The sequence below is a fragment of the Agreia pratensis genome, from assembly GCF_900177685.1.
GTDB lineage: Bacteria > Actinomycetota > Actinomycetes > Actinomycetales > Microbacteriaceae > Agreia > Agreia pratensis.
On the sequence record NZ_FXAY01000002.1, the window covers coordinates 320,219 to 345,740 of the forward strand.

The window sequence follows — 25,522 nt, forward strand, 5'->3', positions numbered from 1 at the left end:
ACTTATCTTTTCGGTCCCGCCAGCAAACAAGGAGAAATCACTCACATGGCTCGTGCAGTAGGAATCGACCTCGGTACCACCAACTCGGTGGTCGCGGTCCTCGAAGGTGGAGAACCCACCGTCATCGCCAACGCGGAAGGCTTCCGCACGACCCCCTCGGTGGTCGCTTTCACCAAAGACGGCGAGGTGCTCGTCGGTGAGACCGCGAAGCGCCAGGCCGTGACCAACGTCGACCGCACCATCTCCTCGGTGAAGCGTCACATCGGCACCAACTGGACCGTCGACATCGACGGAAAGCCCTACACCCCGCAGGAGCTGTCGGCGCGTATTCTCGCCAAGCTCAAGCGCGACGCAGAGAGCTACCTCGGCGACACGGTCACCGACGCGGTCATCACCGTTCCGGCGTACTTCAACGACGCCGAGCGCCAGGCCACCAAGGAGGCTGGCGAGATCGCGGGCCTCAACGTGCTGCGCATCATCAACGAGCCCACCGCCGCTGCCCTGGCCTACGGTCTCGACAAGGGTAAAGAAGACGAGCTCATCCTGGTCTTCGACCTCGGTGGCGGAACGTTCGACGTCTCGCTGCTCGAAGTCGGTAAGGACGACGACTTCTCCACGATCCAGGTTCGCTCGACCTCCGGCGACAACCGTCTCGGTGGAGACGACTGGGACCAGCGCGTCGTCGACTACCTGATCAAGCGCTTCAAGGACGCCACGGGCGTCGACGTCTCCGGCGACAAGATCGCCAAGCAGCGCCTCAAGGAGGCTGCAGAGCAGGCGAAGAAAGAACTGTCGTCGTCGACCTCGACCAGCATCCAGCTGCCGTACCTGTCGCTCACCGAGAACGGCCCCGCCAACCTCGACGAGACGCTCAGCCGTGCCAAGTTCGAGGAGCTCACCAGCGATCTGCTCGACCGCACCAAGAAGCCGTTCGAAGACGTCATCCGCGAGGCAGGCGTCTCGGTCAACGACATCGCCCACGTGGTGCTCGTCGGTGGATCGACTCGTATGCCCGCCGTCGTCGAGCTGGTCAAGAAGCTCACGGGTGGCAAGGAGCCCAACAAGGGCGTCAACCCCGATGAGGTCGTCGCTGTCGGCGCTGCCCTGCAGGCCGGTGTGCTGAAGGGCGAGCGCAAAGACGTTCTGCTCATCGACGTCACCCCGCTGAGCCTCGGTATCGAGACCAAGGGCGGCATGATGACCACGCTCATCGAGCGCAACACGGCCATCCCGACCAAGCGCAGTGAGACCTTCACCACGGCAGACGACAACCAGCCGTCCGTGGCGATCCAGGTCTTCCAGGGCGAGCGCCAGTTCACCCGCGACAACAAGAACCTCGGAACGTTCGAGCTGACCGGCATCGCACCGGCTCCGCGCGGCATCCCGCAGGTTGAGGTCACCTTCGACATCGACGCCAACGGCATCGTGCACGTGTCTGCCAAAGACAAGGGCACCGGCAAGGAGCAGTCGATGACGATCACGGGCGGCTCCAGCCTGTCGAAGGAAGACATCGCCCGCATGGTTCGCGAGGGTGAGGAACACGCCGCCGAAGACAAGAAGCGTCGTGAGGCCGCTGAGGTGCGCAACAACGCCGAGCAGCTCGCCTACTCGATCGACAAGCTCATCAAAGAGAACGAAGACAAGCTGCCCGAAGACGTCAAGACGAGTGTTCAGGCCGATGTCGACGAGCTCAAGACGGCGCTTGCCGGCGAAGACAACGACGAGGCCGTGAAGGTCGCGTTCGACAAGCTCAACGAGAGCCAGGGCAAGCTGGGCGAGGCCATCTACGCCTCGAGCCAGGCCGATGCAGCCGCCGAAGGCGATGCACCGACCGACGCTCCTCAGGACTCCGCGTCTGACGAAGACGTGGTCGATGCCGAGGTCGTTGAAGACGACGAGCCCAAGAAGGACAAGTAATCGTGACTGACAAGTCAAACCCCGAGAACGGGCCTGACGAATCGGTCGACACCCCGTCGACAGGCTCAGGGAACGAATCGTTCCCCGAGCCTGCCGAGGGGCAGCCCGTCGAAGGCGCCACCGAAGACATGAACTTCGTCGAGGCCGAAGGCCCCGACGTCGAGACTTCGCTGAGCGACGCCGACCTGAGCTTTCTCGAAGACGCGTCGACCGCGTCGAGCTCGACGGCTTCAGACGAGGTGCTGGCTGCTGAGCGGCTCGCCGATCTGCAGCGCGTCACGGCCGAGTACGCCAACTACCGCAAGCGCACCGAGGCGAACCGTGAGATCGAGCGGGAGCGCACGGTCGGCGAGGTCGTGAAGGTTCTGTTGCCGGTGCTCGACGATCTCGACCGCGCTGAGAAGCACGGCGATCTCGGAGACGGGCCGTTCGCATCCATCGCGCAGAAGCTGCGCGGCGGCACCGAGCGCATGGGCCTCAAGCCCTTCGGCGCCGCAGGCGATGCCTTCGACCCGCAGCTGCACGAGGCGATCTTCCAGCAGCCGTCGGCCGAGGTCGAGGTCGAGACGGTCGCCGATGTGGTCGAGACCGGCTACTACCTCGGTTCCACGCTTCTGCGTGCGGCCAAGGTCGTCGTCTCGGCACCCGTCAGCGCGTAAGCAATCCCCTGGTAGAGCCCCTTCGACAAGCTCAGGGAGCGGATCCCGCTCCCTGAGCCTGTCGAAGGGCTGAACAAAACAAGGACAAGAATGGCCAGCCAGGATTGGTTCGACAAAGACTTCTACAAGGTGCTCGGTGTCTCGAAGGACATCTCCGAGGCCGAGCTCAAAAAGACCTATCGCAAGCTCGCACGCCAGTATCACCCCGACTCCAACCCGGGCGATCCCAAAGCCGAGGCGAAGTTCAAAGAGATCTCCGAGGCCAACTCGGTTCTCTCCGATCCTGAGCAGCGCAAAGAGTACGACCAGATCCGAGCCATGGGCTCCGGAGCACGATTCCAGGCTCCGGGCCAGCAGGGCGGCGGTTTCGAAGACGTCTTCGGCGGCATGTTCGGCGGAGGCGGCGGAGGCGGGCGCGGAGGCCAGCAGTACACCTACACGCAGCCCGGGGCCGGCAGCCAGTACGACGATCTGCTCGGCGGACTGTTCGGCGGCTCGTCGGGAGGCTTCCGTGGTTTCGGCGGACCGACTCGTGGGCGTGATGTCACGGCTCGCGCGACCATCGACTTCCTCACCGCCACCAAGGGCGACACGATCAAGCTGCAGACGGCCGACGGACGTCCTATCACGGTCAAGATTCCGGCCGGCGTATCTGACGGCCAGAAGATCAAATTGCGCGGCAAGGGCGAAACGAGTCCTGACGGAGGCGAAGCAGGCGATATCGTCTTGACAGTGACCGTGCGCAAACACCCTGTATTCGAGCGCGACGGGTTGAACCTGCGCGTGAACGTTCCGGTGACCTTCGTCGAGGCGACTCTCGGCGCGACGATCGAGGTTCCGACCCTCGGCGGCGACCCCGTGAAGCTCAAAGTGGCCCCCGGCACTCCCTCAGGGCGAGTACTGCGGGTGAAGGGGCGCGGAGTCGAGACGTCGAAGGGCACGGGCGACCTGCTCGCCGTCGTTCAGGTCGCCGTTCCGGCGCACCTGAGCGCCGAGGCACGCGAAGCCCTCGAAGCGTTCCACGCGGTCGAGCCGCAGGAGAACCCGCGCCTCGAACTGCTCTCTAAGGCGCACGAGTAACCCCGATTCACTTCTTCATCCCACAGTAGCCAGACAGGAAGGCAGGCCATGGACGAGAACTCTCCGGTGTTCGCTATCGCCATGGCCGCCGAACTGGCCGGCATGCATCCGCAGACTCTGCGCCAGTACGACCGCCTCGGGCTCGTCAGCCCGACACGTACGGCGGGCAAATCGAGGCGCTATTCGATGCGCAACGTCGTTCAGCTACGCGAAATAGCGCGGCTGTCGGCCGAAGGGGTCAGCCTCGAGGGCATCGCCCGCATCCTGACGCTCGAGAACCAGGTCTCTGCGCTCACCGGTCGCGTGCGCGAACTCGAGAGCGCCCTGGCCGACGAGTTGCTCAATCGCCCCAACCGTCGCGTCTTCGCGGCGGATGTGCAGGGCGACGTGGTGTCTCTGAAGCACGGAACACGCACAGCACGCCGCACTGAGATCGTGATCTGGCGCCCGACGCGGGCAGAACTCGACTGACAGGTCGTTGCGCTGATCAGGTGACCGGGGTCGACACGAAGAGGACGCGGTCGCTCGAGACCAGCTCCCCGAGCGCGAATACGCGGTTCAGATCGTGGCCCGCTGAGACGGCCGTAGCCCGCTCCGACTCCGACTGCGGCGCCATGCAGCCCTGCATAAAACCTCCGAGTGAGCGCACGGCGCAGGCCGCGATGATCCCCTCTGGCGTGCCACCCGTTCCCATCACGGCGTCGATGCCCGACCCTGGTGTGGCTGCGGCGATGGCGATCGACACATCGCCCTCTCCGACCAGGTGCACGCGCATGCCCGCGTCTCGCAGCTCAGCGGCGAGGGATGCGTGTCGGGGCTTGTCGAGAACGCCGACGACCAGCTCGTTGAGCGGCTTGCCCAGCGCGTCGGCCAGCCGCGTGGCGTTCTGCACGGGCGTCGCGCGCAGATCGAGCACGCCGATACCCGCCGAGCCCGCAATGAGCTTCTGCATATAGAACACGTCGCGCGGATCGAACATGCTCCCGCGAGGCGCCAGTGCGATCACCGCGACCGCGCCGGGCAGATTCTCTGCCGCCAACCGCGTTCCGTCGAGGGGATCGACTGCGACGTCGCACTCCGGCCCGATGCCCGTTCCGAGCCGCTCGCCATTGGCGAGCATCGGAGCCTCGTCTTTCTCGCCCTCGCCGATGACCACCGTGCCGTCGAAGGGGGCCAGACCGAGGGCATCCCGCATCGCCGCGACGGCGAGCTCATCGGCGGCGTTCTTGTCGCCCGAGCCCACGAGGGGCAGGCAGGCGGATGCCGCTGCCTCGGTTGCGCGAACAACGGCGGCCACGAGATCGGCCGGGTAGTTCTCTGCCCCGACGACGGTGGTGGGAGCGAGGGGAGGCGGTTGCGGGGCCATGGGTGAAAAGGCTACCGCTCGCTGCGTGCCCTAGACGGCGATCCCGGCGCTGCGCTCTTCGCGCAGGCGAGCGCGGCGTTCGAAGCGCGGCTCGGCACCGGCTGCACGGGCGCCGAGGTAGATCAACTCACGCACCGCCCATCCGAGAAGAACCACGACCAGCGCGTTGCGCCCCGTGAGCAGCAGGGCCACTCCCGGGTCTCCGGCGATGAGGGGCATGTACAGAATCGGGAACACGAAGGTGGTGAGCACCGAGATCGCGACCATCAGAAGAGCGGGGGTGCGCCACGCACGCCAGCCCTGTGTGATGCCCACGGCGATGATCGGGGCGAGCCACAGCATGTACTGCGGCGACCCCACCTTGTTGAAGACGACCAGCGTGGTGGCCAGCGCCAGCGACGCGACGAGCAGCAGCTTCTGGGTCTCGGCGCCGCGGTGCTTCGCCCAGACGACCAGAGCCAGCACGCCGACGACGGCGAGCGCCAAGGCGGGCGTCATCAGCGCGACGGCGAGGTGATCGTAGGGACCGACGACCTCACGCGTGGCGATCGCGGTGTTGTTGATGATGTGGCTGCCGGGCCGGTCGAAGATCGCGAGCCAGAGCCACGGCGTGGTCACAGGAGCCTCCAGCTGCAGACCCCGTGAGGTCTGCATCTGCGCGAAGCCGAGAAGGTACTGCAGTCCGCCCAGCGCCCACACGATCGCTGCGACGCCGATGGAGAAGGCGGCGCCCGTGGCGATCGCGATGCGGCGACGCGGGAATGCGCCGAGAATCGCGAGGAAGATGGCGGCGGGCCACACCTTGATCCAGGTGGCGAGTGCCAGAAGAGCGGATGCGATGATCGGCCGGCGCGCGATCAGAACGAGGGCGATGATCACCAGGGGAGCGGTGATGCCCTCGAGGCGAAGCAGCGCCACGGGGCTCAGGAGTGTGAGGATGCCGAGCCACCACCACGAGGCGAGGATGCCGCGGCGCGAGCGACCGCGGTCTGAGAGCACGACGATGGACGCGGCGTTGAGCGCAGCGATCAGCACGAACCAGAGCAGCTGGTAGAACTGCGGGCCGGCGACGTTCGAGATGGAGATCGGCAGGATCGCGCCGATCGGGTAGACCCACTCGAACTGGATTCCCGGCCACTGCCCGAAGGTCTCTGCGGCGACGGCCCAGCGGCGGTAGAGCGGCAGATCGCCCTCGACGGTTCCGGCGATGATGTTCGGCAGCAGGCCGAGGAAGTAGACGATGTGCAGACCGATGAAGCCCCACACCAGGGTGCGCGGCTTCTCGAAGACCTCGGACTCGGGGATGGCCGGCCTGACGAATCGGTCGTACAGAGTCGGTCGGGCGATGCCCGGTGCAGTCATTTCAGTTGTCGCCACTCTAGCGACCGTAGTGTCGAACGCCTGCGAACGAGCAGGGATTCACCTTGTGGTTACCTGACCGTCGCGCGCCGGACACCTTGCGGGGGCGTCCGGCGGGCGCGTTCTCGGCGGCTCACGACGCCGCCTTGACCGCCTGAATCGTGTAGCTGAGCGGCGCGACGCCCGCCCGCTGGTCGAGTGCGAACTCACCGTCTGGGCGCATCAGCATCTGCCCAGGAAGAGCTCGCCAGGGCACACTGTCGTGCTCGACGAGCATCGTGAGTGTGAGGCCGGCGGCCAGCAGGGCCGTCACGATCTCGCCGATTCCGTGGTTCCACTCGTAGGTCTTCGTGGCCGTGATCGGCTTGTCCGTCTCGACATAGCTCGCCTCGTCGTTCCACTCGAGGGGGTCTGCCTGCTCGAAGTACGGAAAGCGCAGGTGCAGGTCGTCGTCGAGTCTCTCGTCCATGGTCCAGAGAATCGGATGCCCCTCGCGGATGAAGAGACGTCCTCCGGGTGTGAGCAGGCTCGCGACCACAGCCGCCCATCGTTCCACGCTGGGGAGCCAGCAGAGCGCGCCGATGCCGGTGTAGACGAGGTCGAAGCCGCCTTCGCCGAGCGCCTCGACCGCCGAGTAGACGTCGGACTCGACGAAGTCGACGACATCGCCCGTCTCCGCGACCAGGGCCCGCGCCTCGTCGAGGGCGACCGGCGAGAAGTCGAGTCCTGTGACGTGGGCGCCGAGTCGGGCGAGAGAGAGCGTGTCGGTTCCGATGTGGCACTGCAGATGCGCGGTTCGCAGCCCCTCGATAGGGCCGAGGCGCTCGCGGTCGAATCTGACGACGTCGGAGATGAGCTGCCGGTCGTCGATGTAGCGCTGCACCTGGTACCCCACCCCGGTGCGCACGGCGTGCGCAGACGCACGGTCGTTCCAGTTCTCGCGGTTCGCATTCAGATAGTCGGTCATCGTCGGCTTCTTTCTGCCGCCGTCTGGCGAGCCGACCAGAATAACATCCGGTTCCCATCCCTGTCAGGATGGGGGGATGCCCGAATTCTCGTTCGACGACCTCCGCCGCTTTCCCGACGTCGAGGCTCCCAATCTGTTCGCTGTCGACGCGAGCGACCGGCTGATCCTCGACGAGGCGGCCGATGCTCTCTCGTCCGCGGCTCCCGGAGAGGTCGTCGTGATCGGCGACCGATACGGGGCGCTGACGCTCGGAGCGGCCGGGCTGCACGGCGCGACGCGCATCCGGGTTCAGCAAGATGCGCTCACGGGCGAGCGGGCGCTGGCTCGCAACGCCGACCGCACGCAGCTCGCGGGCACCTTCGAGTCGATGGCCTTCGACGCCTCGCTCGTCGAAGGGGCGACCGTTGTGCTCATGCAGCTTCCGCGCACTCTCGCCGCGCTCGATCAGGCGGCGGCGCTCATCGCGCGCCACGCGCATCCGTCGGTCGTGGTGTTCGCCGGCGGGCGCATCAAGCACCTCTCGATCAGCATGAACGAGGTGCTCGCCAAGCATTTCTCCGAGCTGCGGGTGAGCCTGGCGCGGCAGAAGTCGCGGGTGCTCGTCGCCTCGCGACCCATCGAGGGCGCGCACGAAGACACGATGCGAAGCGAGTTCCACGACGATCTGCAGCTGTGGGTGGCAGCGCAGGGCACCGCGTTCGCCGGCACGAAGCTCGACATCGGCACGCGCTTTCTGCTGTCGTTCATTCCGCAGATGCAGGTGCATCCCGATGTGGCCATCGACCTCGGATGCGGCACGGGCGTTCTCGCCGCCGAGATCGCCCGGGCCCGCCCTGAGGCGAGGGTGATCGCGAGCGACCAGTCGTCGTCGGCCGTCGCATCGGCCCGTGAGACGATGCGACTGAACGGGCTCGAGGGCCGGGTCGACGTGGTGCGAGACGACGCGCTGCGCTCGCAGCCGGATGCCTCGGCCGGGCTGATCCTCTGCAATCCGCCGTTCCACGTGGGCGCGGCCGTGCACGCCGACGCGGCCCTCGGGCTGTTCCGCGATGCGTCGCGTGTGCTCCGTTCGGGCGGCGAACTCTGGACGGTGTTCAACAGCTCGCTCTCGCACGCCACGACGCTGCGCAAGATCGTCGGGCCGACCGACGTTGTCGGCCAGAACACGAAGTTCACGGTGACGCGCAGCACCAAGCGCTGACGCGCCCGTCGGGTGATAGCGTCGAATCCGCAGCCCCGGGAGGTCAGATGTCGCGTTCGCTCGGCCTCACCGCGGAGGCTCGCTCCGCCGTCTTCGCGCCGCTCGCCGGCCCGGGGCGCAGCGAGCAGGTCGAACAGCGGATGCGCGAGGCCATCGTGCTCGGGCTGGTCGGGCATGGCGAGCGTCTGCCCAGAGAGACCGAGTTGGCCAGGCAGTTCGGCGTAGCGGTCTCGACGGTGCGCGAGGCGCTCGACGCACTGCGCAATCAGGGACTCGTGCGCACCACCCGCGGACGCGACGGGGGCAGCTTCATCACGTCGAGTGAGGAGGGGCAGCGGGAGCTCCTCGCGGCCCGTCTCTCGGGGTTCTCGCGGGCGCAACTGCACGACCTCGCGCTTCAGCTCGCAGCGGTCAGCGGCACCGTCGCGGCCGCGGCCGCGACGCGCGCCACGTCGAGCGACCTCGAGAACCTGCGCTCGATCACACAGTCGATCGACTTCGGCGACGAGGTCTCGGCCCGCCGAGGGGAGGCGCTGTTCCGCGTCGAGGTCGCGGCCGCCGCACAGTCGCCGCGGCTCGTCGCCGAGGAGCTGCGTCTGCAGGCGGAGTACGGCCCCCTGCTCTGGTTCGGCATGCGCGATCAGGATCTGCGCGATACTGTTCGGCGCGCGCAGCTCTCACTCATCGAAGCCCTCGGCGTGCGCGACGCCGCAACAGCACGGGCCATCGTCGATGGGCAGCTGTCGACGCTGACAGCCAGCGCCATCTCGTTCGCAGATCGATCGCGGGCAGGCGCAGACGACGACGCACAGCTCGCTCCTGTCGTTCTCGCCGACTGCGCATCCCTCGTCGTCGAGACCTTCGACACCGTCTTCACCACGCTGGGGCGGGCCCGCGACGCTTTCGCCACCACCCTCGCGAGCCTCGCGCATCCGATCACCAAGGCCGCCCTCGACGGCAGCGTGCGCGCCCTCGCCGAGGCAGAGCTGGCAGACGGCGCCCAGCTCGTGATCGGCGCCGGCTTCGTGGCCACCCCGGGATTCGTCGCCGACGCGGCCTGGCACCTCGCGTGGTGGGTGCGTCAGGCCGGCGATCCTCTTGTGCAGCGGCTGCCGCCTCGGCAGCTGGCTGTCGTCGAAGACCCGGAATCTGAGTTCTTTCGCGACTACACCCGACTCGAATGGTGGCGGGGCGTGGCGTCGGGCGAGGCGAGCCACATCACGGGCCCGTACGTCGACTACCTCTGCACCGACGAGTTCATTCTGACCCTCACCATGCCCGTGTTCGACACGTCGGGCGCGCAGCCGGGCGTCGCGGGCGTGGATGTCACGGTGTCGGCTCTCGAGGCCCGCTTCCTGGCCGCGTTCGGCCGGCTCGGCGAGCGCGTCACTCTCGTGAACGCGCAGTCGAGGGTTGTGCTGTCGACCGATCCCACGATCGCGGCGGGAACACTGCTTGCCGAGGGCGGTGAGCGGCTGCCCTGCGGAACGCTGCCCCTCGCTCTCGTGCGCCACTGATGTGTCGTGCTGCGAACGGTCGGTGAAGTGCGGAGAATGGCCGCTTCACCTCGTGTCGAAGCGGCCATTTCCCGCACCTCGGCGCGACGGCACCGCTCAGTCGGTCGATGTTCCGCGCTTCAGCGTCTTTCCGGTGAAGAACGCGGGGTTCACCGCGCGCATCACGAACATCAGTGCGACCCCCGCGAGCAGCAGGAATGCGCCGAGGATGAACACGAGGCCGAGTCCGCCGATGTTCGAGCCGCTGCCATAGTCGGGGTTCATCGAGTCGATCAGGGTGGTCACGAAGATCACCGCGAGAATCACCCCGCCCACGAGTGGCGCGAGGAACTTGAAGAAGAACGATCGGGCACTGGAGAAGGCCTCTTTACGGAAATACCAGACGCACGCGAGAGCGGTGACTCCGTAGTAGAAGCAAATCATCATGCCCAGCGTCAGGATGGTGTCGGTGAGCACATCGTTCGACAGCACCCGCATCACGGCGTAGAAGCCCCAGGCCACGACGCCCGCGATGATGGTGGCGAAGCCCGGTGACTTGAAGCGCGGGCTGATCGATGCGAACCGCTTCGGGAAGGCCTGGTAGTGGCCCATCGCCAGCATCGTGCGCGCGGGGCCGACGAAGGTCGACTGCAGCGAGGCGGCCGAGCTCGACAGAACTGCGAGAGACAGCAGGATGGCGAAGGGTCCCATGATCGGTCCGGCCAGCGCCGCGAAGACGTTGCCCGAGATGTCTTCGTTGCCGAGCCCGAGTTCACCGGCACCGATGCCCGAGAACATGAGGCTCGCGACCGCCACGAGGATGTAGAGAACGAAGATGATGCCGACGGTCAGTGTCGCCGCGCGACCCGGCGTGGTCTTCGGGTTCTTCGTCTCCTCGTTCATCGTGAGCGTCACATCCCAGCCCCAGAAGATGAAGATCGAGAGCGAGACGCCGGCCGCGAAGGCCGAGAATGAGGCAACACCGAAGGGGTTGAACCACTCGATACTGAAGGGCGTCGCGTCGAAGGCAGAGCCGTCGGCGAAGTGGACGATGGCGGCGATCGCGAACCAGACGAGCACCACGAGTTGGAAGCCGACCAGCCAGTACTGCAGTGACTTCGTCGTCTCCATGCCTCGATACGAGACGTAGCAGGCGCCCACCATGAAGACCAGACAGGTGAGGATGTTGATGGGCACGTTTGCGGCGAGATCTGCGATGTCGGGGTTCTGGCTTATCTGCGAGATCGCAAGATAGAGAAAGTCGACGGCGACTCCAGCGAGGTTCGAGAGCACCACCACCGTGGCGACGATCAGGCCCCATCCGCCGAGCCAGCCGAGCCACGGACCGAAGGCGCGCGTCGCCCAGGTGAACGACGTGCCGCTGTCGGGCATGGCGTTGTTCAGTTCGCGGTAGCCGAGCGCCACCAAAAGCATGGGCAGGAAGCCCACAAGGAAGATGCCGGGCATCTGCGTTCCGACGGCGGCGGCAGTCGGGCCGAGTGACGCCGTCAACGTGTACGCCGGCGCGATGCACGAGATGCCGATGACGGTGGCTCCGAGCAGACCGATGGAGCCGGCCGAGAGACCTTTCGACGAGAGACCCGTCTTCGCATCCGCGGCGTCGATGAAATCAACGCCGGCGTCGTTCCCTGAGCCTGTCGATGGGGCTGTGTTCTTGCGTGCCATGATCGAATCCTTCTGCTGAGAGGGCGCTACGCGGCGTCGTTGGGAACGACGATGAGGGGCACGGGAAGGGAGTGCAGCATGCGATTCGCCGTGGTGCCGAGGAAGATGCGGCTCGGGGATGCGAGTCGGCTCGACCCGACGAAGGCGATCTCGTCGTCGCGCCAGCCGAGGGCCTCGACGGCGGCCTCGACGGTGGGGCCCTCCGCGACCTCTGTCGAGAGGATGCCCTCGGTCTTCTCCCGCTCGGAGAAGTAGTCGAGCACAGTCAGAAGGTGCTCATCGCTGGTGACGGGGCGAGACTCTCCCGCTCCGACCTCGACCAGGGTCACGAAGCGTAGCTCGACATCGAGACCCTCGGAGATCGAGACCATCGAATCGAGCAGAGCCTGCCAGCCCGATCGCGTTCCGATCGCGCAGGTTATACGGCTGATGCGCTCCGGCGCTCGATAGCCGCGCGGCGCGAGTGCGACGGGCACGGGAGAGGCGTGCAGGAGGGCGTTCGCCACGCTGCCGATCGAGAAGCGCTGCAGGAGTCCCGAGCGTGCCGCACCGACGACGATGCGGTCGGAGTCGAATGCCTGGGCCGCTTCGATGAGGCCTTCCGAGGTGGACTCGGCCCACAGCACATGGGTCGTGGCCGTCACATCCGCGGGAACTTTCTGGATGGCCTCATCCAGCCACAGTTGCGCCTGCTGGGCGATGATGCCCTCGTAGTCTGCGGCGGATGTCGGCACCTTGGCGGGCACCCCGGTGCTCTGCGGCAGAACGAGGCAGATGCGGAGCTCGGAGTCGGTGAGCCGCGCGAGCGCGATGCCCAGTTCGATGGCCTCCCGCCCGCGCTCGGTCGCTTCGTATGCCACGACGTAATTGGCTGTGTGGGTCACTGGTGAGCTCCTTCGCTCTCGAGACGTGTGCTGCTCAGTGCATGTGACCGGGTGCGCAGTGAGCGCCCGGACTCGGCTCCACGTCGATCGACGGGTTGCGGTCGAAGAACGAGACGGGCTTCATCCAGAACGAGACAGTGTCGCTCGGCATGATCGGCCAGTCCTCCTGGCGCGTGATGTGGTGGATGCCGAAGACGTACCAGAGCACGAGGTCGGTGTTGCGGACGGGGCGTTCTGCCTGGATCCACTCGGGCAGGCCGTGGTCGACGCCGCTCTGGTTCACGAACTCACCGCTCGGCCAGCGCTCGTTCTCGTCGTTCGGTGTGACCCACACGGTGTGACCGATCACCTGTGCGCGTTCGAGAACGGCCGAACCGGGGGCGAAGAACGACGGGATCGCTCCTCCCGGAACCAGCTTGTAGGCGACCTGGTTGCCGATCGTATTGCGCTTGTTCTCGTTGACGACCTTCCACGCGCGCTGCGTGTTCCAGTCGAAGTCGTCGTGACCCTCGACCTCGATCGGGGTGTTCGCTTGCACCAGAGCGAGCCCGTGCGGGTTCTCGTCGGAGATCGGCACGATCTGCGTCTCGGAGCGTACGACGGTGTTCTCTGTGCCGTCGATGTCGAGGTCCATGCGGGCCACGATGAAGTGCTGGTGGAACGGCGCGTACGTGCGGTTGTCGACCAGCGTTCCGTGAGGGTGGGCCTGGCCCTCGTCGATATGAGTGACGACCATGATGCCTGTGGCACGCACCTCGCACTCGATGTTGCCGTCTTGGTAGAAGCGCCAGTAGACGAGATATTCGTAGTTCGCCACCGTCACGTGGAACGAAACGACGAGCCTGCGCATGCGGCGCACCTCGGCGCCCGCATCGTGGTCGACGTGCTTCCACAGCACGGCATTGTCTTCTTCGTGAACGCAGAACGCGTTCGGAATCGCGTACGGCTCACCCTTCGAGTCGTGCATCACGGCGTCGATGTAGCGGATCTCGCCCAGGCAGTCGCATCCGAGTTCGAGCGACGTTGTCATGAAGCCGAGGCCCCACTCGCCGATGTCGAACGCGGTGCGGCGGAAGTGGTCGACGCTCGGGTCGCGATACGGCACCACCATCTCGGAGAACGAGAGACGGTTCGCGATCGAGCGCACCTCGTCGCCGTCTTTGTACGAGATGGAATGCAGGGTCATGCCCTCGCGGTAGTTGAACCCCACTCGCAGCGACCAGTTCTGCCACTCGATGAGGTTGCCGTCGACCTCGACGCTCGTGCCCTCGGGCTGCACGATGTCGAGCGGCTTGAGTGGTGGACGCTTGTAGTGCTCGCGGATGCGCTCGGGAATCAGGTGCGGCACGTACTCGCCCATGATCTCGGGCTTGTCGACCGTGAAGCTGTCTTCGATCTCGAGCAGCTCCATGCTGTTGACGTCGATCACGCAGTGGAAGCCGTTCACCGGGCCGGCGTAGGGGTTTGCGCCGGGCTGCGACTTGACCCAGGTGTCGCTCCAGCCGAGTCGGCGCCCCTTGTACTTCTCCGGGATCACGGCTGCGCCGTACGTCCATGTGTCCATGAACACGAGGTCGAGGTCGGTGATGCCGCGCTTGGCGAGGGCTGCGATCACCTCGGGGTTGGCGCGCAGCACGGCGTCGGCCTCCTCCCACTCGTCGACGGTGAAGTTGGCCTGCACATCGGGCACGTGCGTGTACTCGAGCAGGGCGTCGGATGCGAGTGAGACGACCGCGATGTAGGTCGCGTTCTCGGCACGGTTCAGCACCACGAGTCGGGCACGACGGTCGGGAACCGTGCCGTCGGTCTCGAACTGCCTGACGGCGGCCTTCGATGGCTCGACCATCTCGATCGATGCGAAGCGCCAGCCGTCGCCGACGCCCTTCTCGCGCTTCAGAATGCCGGATGCCGCACGAAACTCGTCGGCGTTCAGCGGGTCGAGTGGGTGGAATGTCATGGGTTCAGTCTTTCTCTGTTGTCGCTGGTCGAGTAGTCGCGCGAGGAACGAGCCGGCGTATCGAGACCCGCCGCGGTGATCTCGATACGTTCGTGCCTCGCTACTCGATCAGCGCGTTCATGCGGACGGCGTCTTCGAGCACACTGATTCCCTCGAGAAGCAGCGCATCGTCGATGACCAGCGAGGGGAGGAGGCGGATGACATTGCCGTAGGTTCCGCAGGTGAGAATGATGACGCCCGACTCGAGAGCGGCAGCAGCGACGCGTCTGGTGATGTCGGCATCCGGTTCTGTGGTGCCGGGACGCACGAACTCGATCGCGAGCATCGCTCCTCTGCCGCGCACGTCGCCGATGACGCCGGTCGCATCGGCCAGGGCGTGCAGTCGGGGCAGCACGATCTCCTCGATGTGTCGCGCGCGGCCGGCCAGGTCGTGCTCGCGCATCTGGGCGATGGATGCGACTGCCGCGGCACACGCGATCGGGTTGCCGCCGTAGGTGCCTCCGAGGCCGCCGGGATGCACGGCATCCATCAGCTCGGCCCGGCCGACGACGGCTGCCAGCGGGAGCCCGCCCGCGATGCCCTTGGCGAGGGTGAGGATGTCGGGAACGATGCCCTCGTCGTCGCTGGCGAACCAGGAGCCCGTGCGGGCGAAGCCCGTCTGCACCTCGTCGGCGATGAACACGACTCCGTTGGCCGTGGCCCAGGCGCTGAGGGTCGGGAGGAATCCGGGCGCGGGCACGATGAAGCCGCCCTCGCCCTGGATGGGCTCGATGATGAGCGCGGCGACCTGGTCGCCGCCCAGCTGCTTCTCGATGGCGAGGATGGCCCGCTTCGCGGCGTCGACGCCCGAGAGGCCGGCCTCATCGCGGAAGGGATACGACATGGGCATGCGGTAGACCTCGGGCGCGAACGGCCCGAAGTTGGTCTTGTACGGCATGGCCTTGGCGGTGAGTGCCATGGTGAGGTTCGTGCGGCCGTGATAGGCGTGGTCGAAGGCGACGACCGCATCGCGACCCGTGGCGAGCCGGGCGACCTTGATCGCGTTCTCGACCGCCTCCGCACCCGAGTTGAAGAGCGCCGAGCGCTTCTCGTGGTCACCGGGAGTCAGCTCTGCAAGCAGTTCGGCGACCTCGACGTAGCCCTCGTAGGGCGTGATCGTGAAGCAGGTGTGCGCGAAGTGGGTGGACTGCTCGGTGACCGCCGCGGCGACGGCCGGGTTGGATGCTCCGACACTGGTGACCGCGATGCCGGCGCCCAGGTCGATGAACGAGTTGCCGTCGACATCGACGACGACCCCGCCGTCGGCATCCGCCGCATAGACGGGAACGAGCGACGAGACGCCGGCCGACACGGCCTTGCGGCGGCGCTCGGTGAGAGCGGCCGACTTCGGCCCGGGGAAAGCTCCCGTGATGCGCCGTTCCTGCGGCAGGCGATGCGTGATGGTCATGGGACTCTCCTTATTCGAGCGACGACATCACGTGCTTGATGCGCGTGTAGTCCTCGACGCCGTACATCGACAGGTCTTTGCCGTAGCCCGAGTACTTGAATCCGCCGTGCGGCATCTCGGCGGTGAGCAGGATGTGCGTGTTGATCCAGACGGCGCCGAAATCGAGATCGCGCGAGACGCGCATCGCGGTGGCGTGGTCGGTCGTCCAGACGCTGGAGGCGAGGGCGTAGCGCACGTCGTTCGCGAGCTCGACCGCCTCGTCTTCTGTGCTGAACTTCTGCACCGTGATGACCGGCCCGAACGTCTCGTCTTGAACGATGTCGTCGCTCTGCAGCACATTCGTGATGACGGTGGGCTCGAAGAAGAAGCCCGTGGTTCCTACCCGGTGGCCACCGGTAGCGATGACGGCGTGGTCGGGAAGCGACTCGACCTTGGTGACGACGTCGGTGAAGTGGTTGATGTTGTTGAGTGGGCCGAAGTAGTTCTCGCTGTCGTCGGCACTGCCTGTCTTGCGTTCTTTCGCCTCGCTCGACAGCGCTTCGACGAGCTCGTCGTGGATCGACTCGTGAACGAGCACGCGGGTGATCGCTGTGCAGTCCTGGCCGGCGTTGTAGAACGAGAAGTCGGCGATGGCTGCGGCCGTCTTCGCCACGTCGACATCGCCGAACACCACGGCGGGGGCTTTTCCGCCGAGCTCGAGGTGGGCGCGCTTGAGAGTCTTGGCCGCGCCGGATGCGACGGCCATCCCCGCACGCACTGATCCGGTGATCGACACCAGACCCGGAGTGGGATGATCGACGATCGCGGCGCCTGTGGAGCCGTTGCCGAGAACGATATTGAGCACGCCGTCGGGCAGAATGCCCTGGCTGATGCGAGCGAGCTCGAGCGTGGACTCCGGGGTGGTGTCGCTGGGCTTCAGCACGATCGTGTTGCCGGTTGCGAGGGCCGGGCCGATCTTCCAGATCGCCATGAGGAATGGGAAGTTCCAGGGGGTGACCTGGCCGACCACGCCGATCGGCTCGCGGCGCACATACGAGGTCGTGCCCTCGATGTATTCGCCGGCGCTCTTGCCCTCGAGCAGGCGGGCGGCTCCGGCAAAGAAACGGATCTGGTCTGCGCCGGCCTCGACCTCGTCGGTGCGAATGGTGTCACGGGGCTGTCCGGTGTTGCGATGCTGGGCCTCGACGAGCGCGTCGGCGTTGGCTTCGATCGCGTCGGCGAGCTTGAGCAGAGCGAGCTGGCGGGCGCTGGGCGTGAGCCGGGCCCACGGCTTGAAGGCGGCCTTGGCGGCCTTCATCGCGAGGTCGACGTCGTCTGGCGAAGAGACGGGAGCCTGTGCCACTGTCTCGCCGGTGGCCGGATTGACGATGTCGAGCAGCTCTGTGCCCCGCGGGTGAACGAACTGGCCGTCGATGAAGTTCTGGAGCGTAGGCGTAGACACGGATCTCATCCTCTGCATCGAGTGGTGGAACAACCGGGCGGCTGGGGCAAGTCTGGCATCACCCGCGTCGCTGCGGCGATCGGATCTATAAAGATTCGATTCCGAATGTTATCACTCGGTCGTCGTCATTCGTCAGAGACAGCGATCCACTTGTTTTTCACGCGCCGCGTCAGTTCGGGCGTGCTCAGCTGCGCGAGTTCACGCGCCAGAGAGAAGATGCCGAGCGCGACGTTTCGCGCATCCTGGTCGTCTTCGCCCGTGAACCGGATGACGACGCGCGCTTCACCGCGCACGACGGCGATGCTCGACGCCTCGACGATGGCGAGAGTGCGTGCGTCATCGGTGAGCTCGGGAAGCAGGCGGGCTGCCGCAACGCCCGGGCGCAGGGCGCCGATGGCAGCGGAGAAACGGTACGAGGGCACGGGTGCGAGTATGCCACTGCATCGGATGCCCAGCGCGGGAGTGTCCGCCGAGCGCGGCGCGGTTACAGGCGGTAGAAGACCGGGCTGCCCCAGAGGCTGTGCGCGTGCTCGACGTAACGACCGAAGTCGGGGGAGTGCACCACGCCACCGGCTCCGTCGTAGATGCCGATGTGCTCGCCGGGCCAGACGACGAGGTCGCCGGCGACAGCCTCATCCTGGGTGATTCGCGTGGCGAGCGCAGCCTGGTGGTCGACGCCTCGGGGCAGCGAGATGCCGAACTGGCCGTAGACGTACTGGGTCAACCCATCGCATCCGAAGCTGTCGTTGGGGTCTGCGCCCCAGCCGTAGGGCACGACGCCGACGAACTGCTCGGCGTAGGCGACGACGGCCTCGCCGCTGTAGCCGCCCTGCGGCGGTGCGAAGGTTCTGGGGCCCGACGGCGTCGACGCCGTCTCGACCGCTCTGGCTGCTGCGTCGACGGCATCGGCCGCGGCCTGGGCTGCCGCTGCTTCGGCGTCGCGCTGTGCCTGAAGCACGGATGCGTCGGTCGAGTTGTAGGAGTCGCGTGTCGCTGAGAGCGCGGTGACCTGGGCGTCGGCATCGACGTCGAGGGTCTGAGTGGCTGGTGCCGAGGCGTCGACGAAGGTCTGGCCCGCGTTGACCGTAGACGCCACCGGGTTGGTGCCGGTGGGCATCATCGCGTAAGCCGGAAGCGCCGTGACGCTGGCCATGCCGGCTGCCACGATGAACACGCCGACTCGGGCGAGATTGCGGATGCCGCGGCTCCGCAATGGCGAGGAGCCCGAGGTTGGGCGTGCCCGCGACTGGCGGGTCGCCTCTGCGAGGGCGGCTCTGGTCGGGGCCTGGAAACTCGTGCGCTGCCCCGTGGGTAGGAGGGCGGCGGATCGTGCCGAGCGTCGTGCACTCATGCGTTAGTACCTCAAGGATCTGTAGAACGTCGGGCAGGTATTCGGGTTTCCCCCCGTATGGACGCACCGCCCTGTCTCAGGTCGACGCGGCGACCGGCGGGGTGCTTTTCCAACCCGGGCGACGGTACAGGGGCGTCCTGAGTACAACCTGGCAGAGGTGAGCCCTGCTCAGGCGTCGAGCCCGCTCAGCTCTCGAGCAGACCCCGAATGTCGTCTGCCGTGAGCGCCTGGCTGAACGCAGCCTCGTCATCGAGCACGGCATCCGTGAGCTCGGCCTTCTTGGCCTTGAGCGCCATCACCTTCTCTTCGATGGTGCCCTCTGCGACCAGCCGATAGACCATGACGTTCTTCGTCTGGCCGATGCGGTGGGTGCGATCGATGGCCTGCGATTCGGATGCGGGATTCCACCACGGGTCGAGCAGGAAGACGTAGTCGGCCTCGGTGAGGTTGAGTCCGAAGCCACCGGCCTTCAGGCTGATCAAGAACACGGGCGCTTCGCCCTGCTTGAAGCGGTCGATGATGTCTTTGCGTCTGCGAGAGGAGCCATCGAGGTATTCGTAGGGCACGCCGAGCGCATCGAGTCGGGCTGCCGCCTTCTGCAGAAAGGTGGTGAACTGGCTGAACACGAGGGCCCGGTGCCCCTCGGCCACCACGTCGTCGAGCTGCTCCATGAGTGCGTCGAGCTTCGACGACGGAATGTTCGCGTACTTCTCGTCGATCAGTGAGGCATCGAGGCTGAGCATGCGCAGCAGGGTGATCGAGCGGAACACGATGAAGCGGTTCTTGTCGAGATCGTCGATGAGGCCCAAGAGCTTCTGCCGCTCGCGCTGCAGCACCACGTCGTAGAGCTTGCGGTGGCTCGGTGCGAGCTCGATCTGCAGCTCCTGCTCCTGCTTCTCGGGCAGCTCGGGCGCGACGAGCTGCTTCGTGCGCCTCATCATGAGAGGCCGGATGCGTCGGCGCAGCCGGGCGATCAGCTCGGGGGTCTCGCCGCGATCGATGGGGCGCACGTAGTCTTCGGTGAACCGGCGAGACGACGGGAAGAGCCCCGGCGCAGTGATGGCGAAGAGCGACCACAGCTCGAGCAGGTTGTTCTCCATGGGGGTACCCGTGATGGCGAGCTTGAACGGTGCCTTCAGGTCGCGGGCACAGTGGTGGATGCGCGACGTGTGGTTCTTGGCGAACTGCGCTTCGTCGAGAATGAGCCCTGCCCAGTCGACCGAGTTGTAGGCCGCGAAGTCGAGCCGGAACAGCGCGTACGACGTGACGACGAGATCGGCGCCGGCAGAGATCGCGGCGACCTTCTTCTTGCTCTTGGCCTCGGTGGCACCGATCGAACGCACGACGAGGTGCGGCGTGAACCGCTGGGCCTCGGCGACCCAGTTCGATACGACCGATGTGGGTGCGACCACCAGGAACGGCGCCTTCGCCTGGCCGGGCTCGTCGGACTGCGCCCGCGCATGGGCGATGAGCGCGAGCGTCTGCAGCGTCTTGCCCAGCCCCATGTCGTCGGCGAGGATGCCGCCGAGCGAGTGTGCGTACAGAAACGCGAGCCAGGAGAATCCGTCGACCTGGTAGGGGCGCAGCTCTGCTTGTACCGTCGCCGGCACAGCCACCGCGTCGACGCCGTCGGCCGCGTTGAGCCCCGACACCGCCTCTCGCCAGCTCGTGGCCTCGATGGTCTCTTCGGCGAGGTCTTCGAAGTCGGCCCAGAGGCTCGCCTGGTAGCGACTGATCTGCGGCTTGTCGGTCTCCCACTCGGCGATGCTGCGTGCCTCTTCGATGAGTTCGAGCAGCCGTTCGAAGACCGGCTGCTCGAGCGAGAGATAGCTGTTGTCGATGAGCTTGAGTTTCTTCTTGCCTTTCGACAGGGCGGTGAACAGGGGCCCGAATGGAATCGTGCGCCCCTCGACCGTGACCATGATGCCGAGGTCGAACCAGTCGCGCTTGTCGGTCTCGACGGTGGTGACCGTGAGCTCGGGAACCGCGGTGAGTTCGACGTAGTCGGGGCGAGTGCCCACCGTCTCGACCACCACGTCGTCGCGACCGTCGATCTGATCGACGACCTCGACCACGAACTGCGCCGCGTCGACCCCGTCGAACACGTTTTTCGACGCGAATGCCACGCTCGGGTCTGCCCCGCCCCAGCCGCGCGCAGTGAGTGTGTGCGAGAGCAGAGACAGGATGCGATCTTCGTCTGTCTCGTCGCGCAGTGCGCTGTCGGCGGCGGTTGCGTGCAGAGGAAGAAGCTGTGACCCGCCGTAGCGCCAGCCCCATGAGATGCGCAGTCGACCCTTGGGCTCGAATGTCGCCGTGAGCACCAGCGCAGCCTTCGCCTGCTCGGGCAGGGCAACCGACTCGTCGGAGCTCGTGATGGGCAGAAGCCGGCGCAGCCGAGGGTAGTAGTCGTCGAAGAACTCGGCCTTCTCGCCGCGCGGCACCTGGATCGTGTGCATCGGAGTGTCGAAGACGAGTCGACGCTGCTCGTCGGTGAGAGGCGCGTCGAGTGGTGCGAGAGCCACGCTGAATGTCGGGCTCAGAGCATAGGAATAGAGGCCGTGGGCGCCGATCGGTCCGATCGAGTCGACCTCGACCTCGGTGTCGTCGAAGGCGACCGTGGTGGCCAACGCGAGGCCGCCCGATTCGTCGGCCGAGGCATCCAGGCCGACGCTCGCCCGCCGAGCCACCGCGACCGTGCCGTCTTTCTTGATGCCGACCAGCGCGATGCCGAGGCGCGCGGCCTCGTCGAGCAGGTGCCAGAGCAGCGGACTCGCGAACTCGTCGAGGTAGATCCAGTCGAGGTCTTGACCCGTGTAGGTAGCTCTGCTCGCGCGCTGCACGGCCGCGAACTCGGCGAACCAGCGATGCTGTTCGGCGTCGAGATTCATGCGGTTGGCCTGGTGCACGACCGTGCCCCAGGTGAGGTTGTTGCGCACCCACGCGCCGGTGGATGCGCTGCGCACCACGGGCCGCACGCCCAGTCGGCGGGTTGCGGCCACTGCGGCAGAGGAGCGCGGCGACGCCGATGTGGATGTGGGGCCGCGCCAGCGGTCGTGCGTGCGAGCGGCCCGCTCTCGCAGTTCGAACTGCAGCGCCATCGGCACGGATCCGGCCTTCTCGGTCTCGACCGCCGGAGCGCCGGTCGAGACGCCGACGGCGGTGCCGAGCAGGCTCTTCCAATCGGTGGCGCCGGATGCCTCGGGCCGGCCGGATGATGCGACCAGCGGCTTCATGGCGCGCGCGTTGGTGTCGATGAGCGCGGCCGCGACATGCTTGCAGTCGATGCCGACGGGGCAGTCGCACATGCTGAAGATCGGACGGAAACCGCGACCCGTCGTGCCGAGGGTGACCGAGCAGGCGTAGGGGTCTGGAGCTCCGCCCTGGACGAGCGCGCTCACCACCCTCGTTGCGGGGTTCCACGCGACATCGACCACCGCGCCCTGGCGAAAGTAGGCCTGCCCGCGCTCGAATGCGCTTCGACCGACTAGCCGGCTGATCTCCGTCGCGTCGACGAGCGGAAAGATCGACTCGGGCATGCGTCCATGCTCCCACGAGCCTCCGACAGCGGATGCCTCACTCGAGCTTGCTGAGCGACCAGAGGTGGTAGAACGCTGCTGCGGACGCAGCGACGGGCACCAGCAACCAGGGCGTGGCATTCGTTGCATCGTCGCCGTCGGGCAGAACGCTCAGGCCGAAGTAGGTGATAGCCGCGGCGATGATCATGACGATGCCCAGCACGATGAGGGTGAGTCGCGGCCCACGGCCATGTCTCGCCCACACGTTCACCACGGTGACGAGCGCGCAGAAGATGGCGACCAGCAGCAGAACGAGACCGATTCGGGTCAGCGTGAGTCCGGCATCCAGAGCAAGTGGATATATCTCTCTGTCGCCGAACGACTCGGGGTCGTTCTGAAAGAAGTAGCCGAGCGAGCCGAAGATCCCCATGGCGTCGGTGACGGGGTCATCGGCGTCTGGTTGCTCGATGATGGCGGTCAGAGGCGCGACGACGGATGCGACAAGCAGGGCGATAAGCACTATTCGCTGCTGGATCAGCAGGAGTGATTGCAGCACAGCGACGCGTTCGCGCAGCAGATGTGACTGAACCTGGGAGCTTTCCGACGTATCCATTGTTCAAGCCTACAAAGACGGGTGCGCCTGGCATCAGTCACAGAGCCCGAGTGCGCCAGCTCGGGGGTCATGAGCCCGATGCGTTTTTCACCGACGAGCATGGCGCCATCGTGCCAGATCAGCCTCGGCTTTCGAGGTGTGGCATTTGGCCCTTCCAGGCGTGGACGAAGGGCGAAATGACGCCACTCGATCGCGAGTCGCTTTTTGAGTGGTGGCATATGGCCCTTCCTGAGGGCTGCGAAGGGCGAAATGACGCCACTCGACTCCGCACGGAAAGCTCTCGTGATCCATGTCGCGTCCGGCCTGAGGTCATCGAGGGAATGCTGTAGCGCCCACGCGGCGTTAACGATAAAGTTGAGTCAGCAAGACTCAAGTTTTGAGGGCGCCTCGCGAGGCCGCCCCACGAGAAGAAGAAGGACAGGCATATGCAGGCAGGGCAGGCCCCCGCTCAGGAGGACGCGAAGAGCGCCCTCGAACTGTATGGCGTCAACCTCACCGAGATCGCAGCCTCCGGCAAGCTCGACCCGGTGATCGGGCGCGACGCCGAGATCCGTCGGGTCAGCCAGGTGCTGACACGGCGCACCAAGAACAACCCCGTGCTCATCGGCGAGCCCGGCGTCGGCAAGACGGCCGTCGTCGAAGGGCTCGCCCAGCGCATCGTTGCGGGCGACGTGGCCGACTCGCTGAAGGGCAAGCAGCTCATCTCGCTCGACCTCGCAGCCCTCGTCGCGGGTGCCAAGTACCGCGGCGAGTTCGAAGAGCGCCTCAAGGCTGTGCTGCAGGAGATCAACGACGCCGAGGGACAGGTCATTACGTTCATCGACGAGCTGCACACCCTGATGGGTGCGGGCGCCGGCGAGGGCAGCGTTGCGGCATCCAACATGCTGAAGCCCATGCTCGCCCGAGGCGAGCTGCGCATGATCGGCGCCACCACGCTCGACGAGTATCGCGAGTACATCGAGAAAGACAAGGCGATGGAGCGCCGCTTCCAGCAGGTGCTGGTCGGCGAGCCCAGTGTCGAAGACACGATCGCGATTCTGCGTGGGCTCAAGGAGCGCTATGAAGCGCACCACAAGGTGTCGATCGCGGACTCCGCGCTTGTCGCCGCAGCCGCGCTGAGCAACCGCTACATTCCCGGCCGGCAGCTGCCCGACAAGGCCATCGACCTGATCGATGAGGCCGCGTCGCGCCTGCGCATGGAGATCGACTCGGCCCCCGTCGAGATCGACGAGCTGCGCCGCAGCGTCGACCGTCTGAAGCTCGAAGAGCTCGCGCTGAAGAAGGAGAAGGACGACGCCTCGAAGGAGCGCCTCGAGAAGCTGCGCGAAGATCTGAAGACCCGCGGCGCCACGCTGAAAGAACTGCAAGACCGGTGGGAGAAGGAGCGCGCGAGCCTCAACCGTGTCGGTGAGCTCAAAGAGAAGCTCGACGCTGCGCGCATGAAGGCGGAGCGTGCCCAGCGCGAGGGCAAGCTCGAGCAGGCCTCGAAGCTGCTCTATGCCGAGATCCCCGTTCTCGAGCGCCAACTGGCCGAGGCCGAAGCCGTCGAACAGGATGGCCCGATGATGGTGAACGACCAGGTGACCAGCGACGATATCGCGTCGGTGATCGCAGCCTGGACGGGCATCCCGGTCGACCGTCTGACGCAGGGGCAGACCGAGCGGCTGCTCGCTCTCGAGGCCGAGTTGGGCAAGCGGCTCATCGGGCAGAAGCGGGCAGTCGTGGCGGTGTCGGAGTCGATTCGGCGCTCGCGGGCGGGCATCGCCGACCCTGATCGCCCTACCGGCTCGTTCATGTTCCTCGGCCCGACCGGTGTCGGAAAGACCGAGCTCGCCAAGGCTCTCGCCGACTTCTTGTTCGACGACGAGAAGGCGCTGATCCGCATCGACATGTCGGAGTACGGAGAGAAGCACTCCGTGGCGCGTCTGCTCGGAGCCCCTCCCGGATACGTCGGATACGAGCAGGGCGGTCAGCTCACCGAGGCCGTGCGCCGTCGGCCCTACTCGGTGGTGCTGCTCGACGAGGTCGAGAAGGCGCACCCCGAGGTCTTCGATGTGCTGCTGCAGGTGCTCGACGACGGCCGGCTCACCGACGGGCAGGGTCGCACGGTCGATTTCCGCAACACGATCCTGATCCTCACCTCGAACCTCGGCTCGCAGTACCTGGTCGACCAGAACCTGAGCCTCGAGCAGAAAGAAGAGGCGGTGCAGGCGCTCGTGCGCCAGGCATTCAAGCCCGAGTTCGTGAACCGGCTCGACGACATCGTCGTATTCCAGGCGCTCACCCGCGAAGACCTCGCTCAGATCGTCTCGCTCTACGTCGATCGGCTGGCTCGCCGCATCGGCGACCGCAGGCTCGATCTGGCCGTCACACCGGATGCCCGTGCCTGGCTCGCCGAGAAGGGATACGACCCGATCTATGGTGCGCGCCCGTTGCGTCGCCTGATGCAGCACGAGATCGACGACCGCCTCGCCACCGAGATCCTGCGCGGAACGGTGCGCGACGGCGATACGGTGCGGGTCGACCTCGATGATGACGGCGAGGCGCTGACGGTGACGCCGGAGGGCAATAACGCGTAGCTCG

At 66.3% G+C, this 25,522-nt stretch carries 18 protein-coding genes and 1 pseudogene; 7 read left to right on the forward strand and 12 right to left on the reverse strand.

Annotation, left to right across the window (positions count from 1 at the left end; translation table 11 throughout):
* The first annotated feature begins 45 nt into the window (after positions 1 to 45).
* The 4 genes from dnaK to B9Y86_RS06960 all read left to right on the forward strand — a co-directional run bounded on the left by dnaK (position 46) and on the right by B9Y86_RS06960 (position 4,127).
* Complete coding sequence (dnaK, locus tag B9Y86_RS06945) at positions 46 to 1,917, forward strand: molecular chaperone DnaK (RefSeq protein ID WP_085484372.1); 1,872 nt, start codon at positions 46 to 48, stop codon at positions 1,915 to 1,917.
* 2 nt (positions 1,918 to 1,919) lie between these two features.
* A complete protein-coding gene (locus B9Y86_RS06950) occupies positions 1,920 to 2,576 on the forward strand; it encodes a nucleotide exchange factor GrpE (protein ID WP_244894671.1) in 657 nt (218 codons plus the stop codon).
* Positions 2,577 to 2,666: 90 nt separating this feature from the next.
* Positions 2,667 to 3,656: a DnaJ C-terminal domain-containing protein gene (locus B9Y86_RS06955; protein ID WP_085484374.1), complete on the forward strand. Its 990-nt coding sequence runs from the start codon at positions 2,667 to 2,669 to the stop codon at positions 3,654 to 3,656.
* Between the two features lie 48 nt (positions 3,657 to 3,704).
* Positions 3,705 to 4,127, forward strand: a complete 423-nt coding sequence (locus B9Y86_RS06960) for a heat shock protein transcriptional repressor HspR (protein WP_085484375.1) — start codon at positions 3,705 to 3,707, stop codon at positions 4,125 to 4,127.
* Between the two features lie 16 nt (positions 4,128 to 4,143).
* Here B9Y86_RS06960 and glpX read toward each other — a convergent pair whose 3' ends face one another.
* The 3 genes from glpX to B9Y86_RS06975 all read right to left on the reverse strand — a co-directional run bounded on the left by glpX (position 4,144) and on the right by B9Y86_RS06975 (position 7,348).
* Complete coding sequence (gene glpX / locus B9Y86_RS06965) at positions 4,144 to 5,022, reverse strand: class II fructose-bisphosphatase (protein WP_085484377.1); 879 nt, start codon at positions 5,020 to 5,022, stop codon at positions 4,144 to 4,146.
* A gap of 30 nt (positions 5,023 to 5,052) precedes the next feature.
* Entirely contained in the window at positions 5,053 to 6,399 is a 1,347-nt protein-coding gene (locus tag B9Y86_RS06970) for a glycosyltransferase family 87 protein (RefSeq protein ID WP_139824786.1), read from the reverse strand.
* A gap of 115 nt (positions 6,400 to 6,514) precedes the next feature.
* The gene (locus B9Y86_RS06975) at positions 6,515 to 7,348 is read right to left on the reverse strand and encodes a class I SAM-dependent methyltransferase (RefSeq protein ID WP_085484381.1); all 834 of its coding nucleotides are present in this window, start codon (positions 7,346 to 7,348) and stop codon (positions 6,515 to 6,517) included.
* 76 nt (positions 7,349 to 7,424) lie between these two features.
* Between B9Y86_RS06975 and B9Y86_RS06980 the strand changes: the two genes are divergently transcribed.
* On the forward strand, positions 7,425 to 8,549 hold the full coding sequence (locus B9Y86_RS06980; protein ID WP_085484383.1) for a class I SAM-dependent methyltransferase: 1,125 nt from the start codon (positions 7,425 to 7,427) through the stop codon (positions 8,547 to 8,549).
* A 47-nt stretch (positions 8,550 to 8,596) separates the two neighbouring features.
* Positions 8,597 to 10,066 carry a GntR family transcriptional regulator gene (locus B9Y86_RS06985; protein ID WP_085484385.1) on the forward strand — a complete coding sequence of 490 codons (1,470 nt, stop codon included), beginning with the start codon at positions 8,597 to 8,599 and terminating at the stop codon, positions 10,064 to 10,066.
* Positions 10,067 to 10,162: 96 nt separating this feature from the next.
* On the opposite strand, the gene B9Y86_RS06990 is transcribed toward B9Y86_RS06985, so the two are convergent.
* From B9Y86_RS06990 to B9Y86_RS07030, 9 genes and pseudogenes are all read right to left on the reverse strand, one after another.
* The gene (locus B9Y86_RS06990) at positions 10,163 to 11,731 is read right to left on the reverse strand and encodes an APC family permease (protein WP_085484387.1); all 1,569 of its coding nucleotides are present in this window, start codon (positions 11,729 to 11,731) and stop codon (positions 10,163 to 10,165) included.
* A 26-nt stretch (positions 11,732 to 11,757) separates the two neighbouring features.
* Entirely contained in the window at positions 11,758 to 12,615 is an 858-nt protein-coding gene (locus B9Y86_RS06995; protein ID WP_085484389.1) for a universal stress protein, read from the reverse strand.
* Positions 12,616 to 12,649: 34 nt separating this feature from the next.
* Positions 12,650 to 14,581, reverse strand: a pseudogene (locus B9Y86_RS07000) (primary-amine oxidase); the annotation flags it as partial.
* Positions 14,582 to 14,672: 91 nt separating this feature from the next.
* Complete coding sequence (gene gabT, locus B9Y86_RS07005) at positions 14,673 to 16,019, reverse strand: 4-aminobutyrate--2-oxoglutarate transaminase (RefSeq protein WP_085484393.1); 1,347 nt, start codon at positions 16,017 to 16,019, stop codon at positions 14,673 to 14,675.
* Between the two features lie 10 nt (positions 16,020 to 16,029).
* Positions 16,030 to 17,469 carry a gamma-aminobutyraldehyde dehydrogenase gene (locus tag B9Y86_RS07010; protein WP_085484395.1) on the reverse strand — a complete coding sequence of 480 codons (1,440 nt, stop codon included), beginning with the start codon at positions 17,467 to 17,469 and terminating at the stop codon, positions 16,030 to 16,032.
* Between the two features lie 116 nt (positions 17,470 to 17,585).
* Positions 17,586 to 17,882, reverse strand: a complete 297-nt coding sequence (locus B9Y86_RS07015; RefSeq protein ID WP_085484397.1) for a hypothetical protein — start codon at positions 17,880 to 17,882, stop codon at positions 17,586 to 17,588.
* Positions 17,883 to 17,944: 62 nt separating this feature from the next.
* Entirely contained in the window at positions 17,945 to 18,811 is an 867-nt protein-coding gene (locus B9Y86_RS07020) for a C40 family peptidase (protein ID WP_085484399.1), read from the reverse strand.
* Positions 18,812 to 18,996: 185 nt separating this feature from the next.
* A complete protein-coding gene (locus B9Y86_RS07025) occupies positions 18,997 to 22,347 on the reverse strand; it encodes a DEAD/DEAH box helicase (protein ID WP_176223288.1) in 3,351 nt (1,116 codons plus the stop codon).
* Between the two features lie 37 nt (positions 22,348 to 22,384).
* Complete coding sequence (locus tag B9Y86_RS07030) at positions 22,385 to 22,939, reverse strand: hypothetical protein (RefSeq protein ID WP_085484403.1); 555 nt, start codon at positions 22,937 to 22,939, stop codon at positions 22,385 to 22,387.
* A 425-nt stretch (positions 22,940 to 23,364) separates the two neighbouring features.
* Between B9Y86_RS07030 and B9Y86_RS07035 the strand changes: the two genes are divergently transcribed.
* The gene (locus tag B9Y86_RS07035; RefSeq protein WP_085484405.1) at positions 23,365 to 25,518 is read left to right on the forward strand and encodes an ATP-dependent Clp protease ATP-binding subunit; all 2,154 of its coding nucleotides are present in this window, start codon (positions 23,365 to 23,367) and stop codon (positions 25,516 to 25,518) included.
* Positions 25,519 to 25,522: the final 4 nt, after the last annotated feature.

What these genes read in the sequence shown, in the direction of transcription:
- B9Y86_RS06975 (WP_085484381.1), bottom strand. Translation starts at nt 7,348, where the DNA reads ATGACCGACTATCTGAATGCGAACCGCGAGAACTGGAACGACCGTGCG.
- B9Y86_RS07030 (WP_085484403.1), bottom strand. Translation starts at nt 22,939, where the DNA reads ATGGATACGTCGGAAAGCTCCCAGGTTCAGTCACATCTGCTGCGCGAA.
- B9Y86_RS07020 (WP_085484399.1), bottom strand. Translation starts at nt 18,811, where the DNA reads ATGAGTGCACGACGCTCGGCACGATCCGCCGCCCTCCTACCCACGGGG.
- B9Y86_RS07025 (WP_176223288.1), bottom strand. Translation starts at nt 22,347, where the DNA reads ATGCCCGAGTCGATCTTTCCGCTCGTCGACGCGACGGAGATCAGCCGG.
- gabT (WP_085484393.1), bottom strand. Translation starts at nt 16,019, where the DNA reads ATGACCATCACGCATCGCCTGCCGCAGGAACGGCGCATCACGGGAGCT.
- B9Y86_RS06980 (WP_085484383.1), top strand. Translation starts at nt 7,425, where the DNA reads ATGCCCGAATTCTCGTTCGACGACCTCCGCCGCTTTCCCGACGTCGAG.
- B9Y86_RS07035 (WP_085484405.1), top strand. Translation starts at nt 23,365, where the DNA reads ATGCAGGCAGGGCAGGCCCCCGCTCAGGAGGACGCGAAGAGCGCCCTC.
- B9Y86_RS06955 (WP_085484374.1), top strand. Translation starts at nt 2,667, where the DNA reads ATGGCCAGCCAGGATTGGTTCGACAAAGACTTCTACAAGGTGCTCGGT.
- B9Y86_RS06960 (WP_085484375.1), top strand. Translation starts at nt 3,705, where the DNA reads ATGGACGAGAACTCTCCGGTGTTCGCTATCGCCATGGCCGCCGAACTG.
- B9Y86_RS06985 (WP_085484385.1), top strand. Translation starts at nt 8,597, where the DNA reads ATGTCGCGTTCGCTCGGCCTCACCGCGGAGGCTCGCTCCGCCGTCTTC.
- B9Y86_RS06990 (WP_085484387.1), bottom strand. Translation starts at nt 11,731, where the DNA reads ATGGCACGCAAGAACACAGCCCCATCGACAGGCTCAGGGAACGACGCC.
- glpX (WP_085484377.1), bottom strand. Translation starts at nt 5,022, where the DNA reads ATGGCCCCGCAACCGCCTCCCCTCGCTCCCACCACCGTCGTCGGGGCA.
- B9Y86_RS07010 (WP_085484395.1), bottom strand. Translation starts at nt 17,469, where the DNA reads ATGAGATCCGTGTCTACGCCTACGCTCCAGAACTTCATCGACGGCCAG.
- dnaK (WP_085484372.1), top strand. Translation starts at nt 46, where the DNA reads ATGGCTCGTGCAGTAGGAATCGACCTCGGTACCACCAACTCGGTGGTC.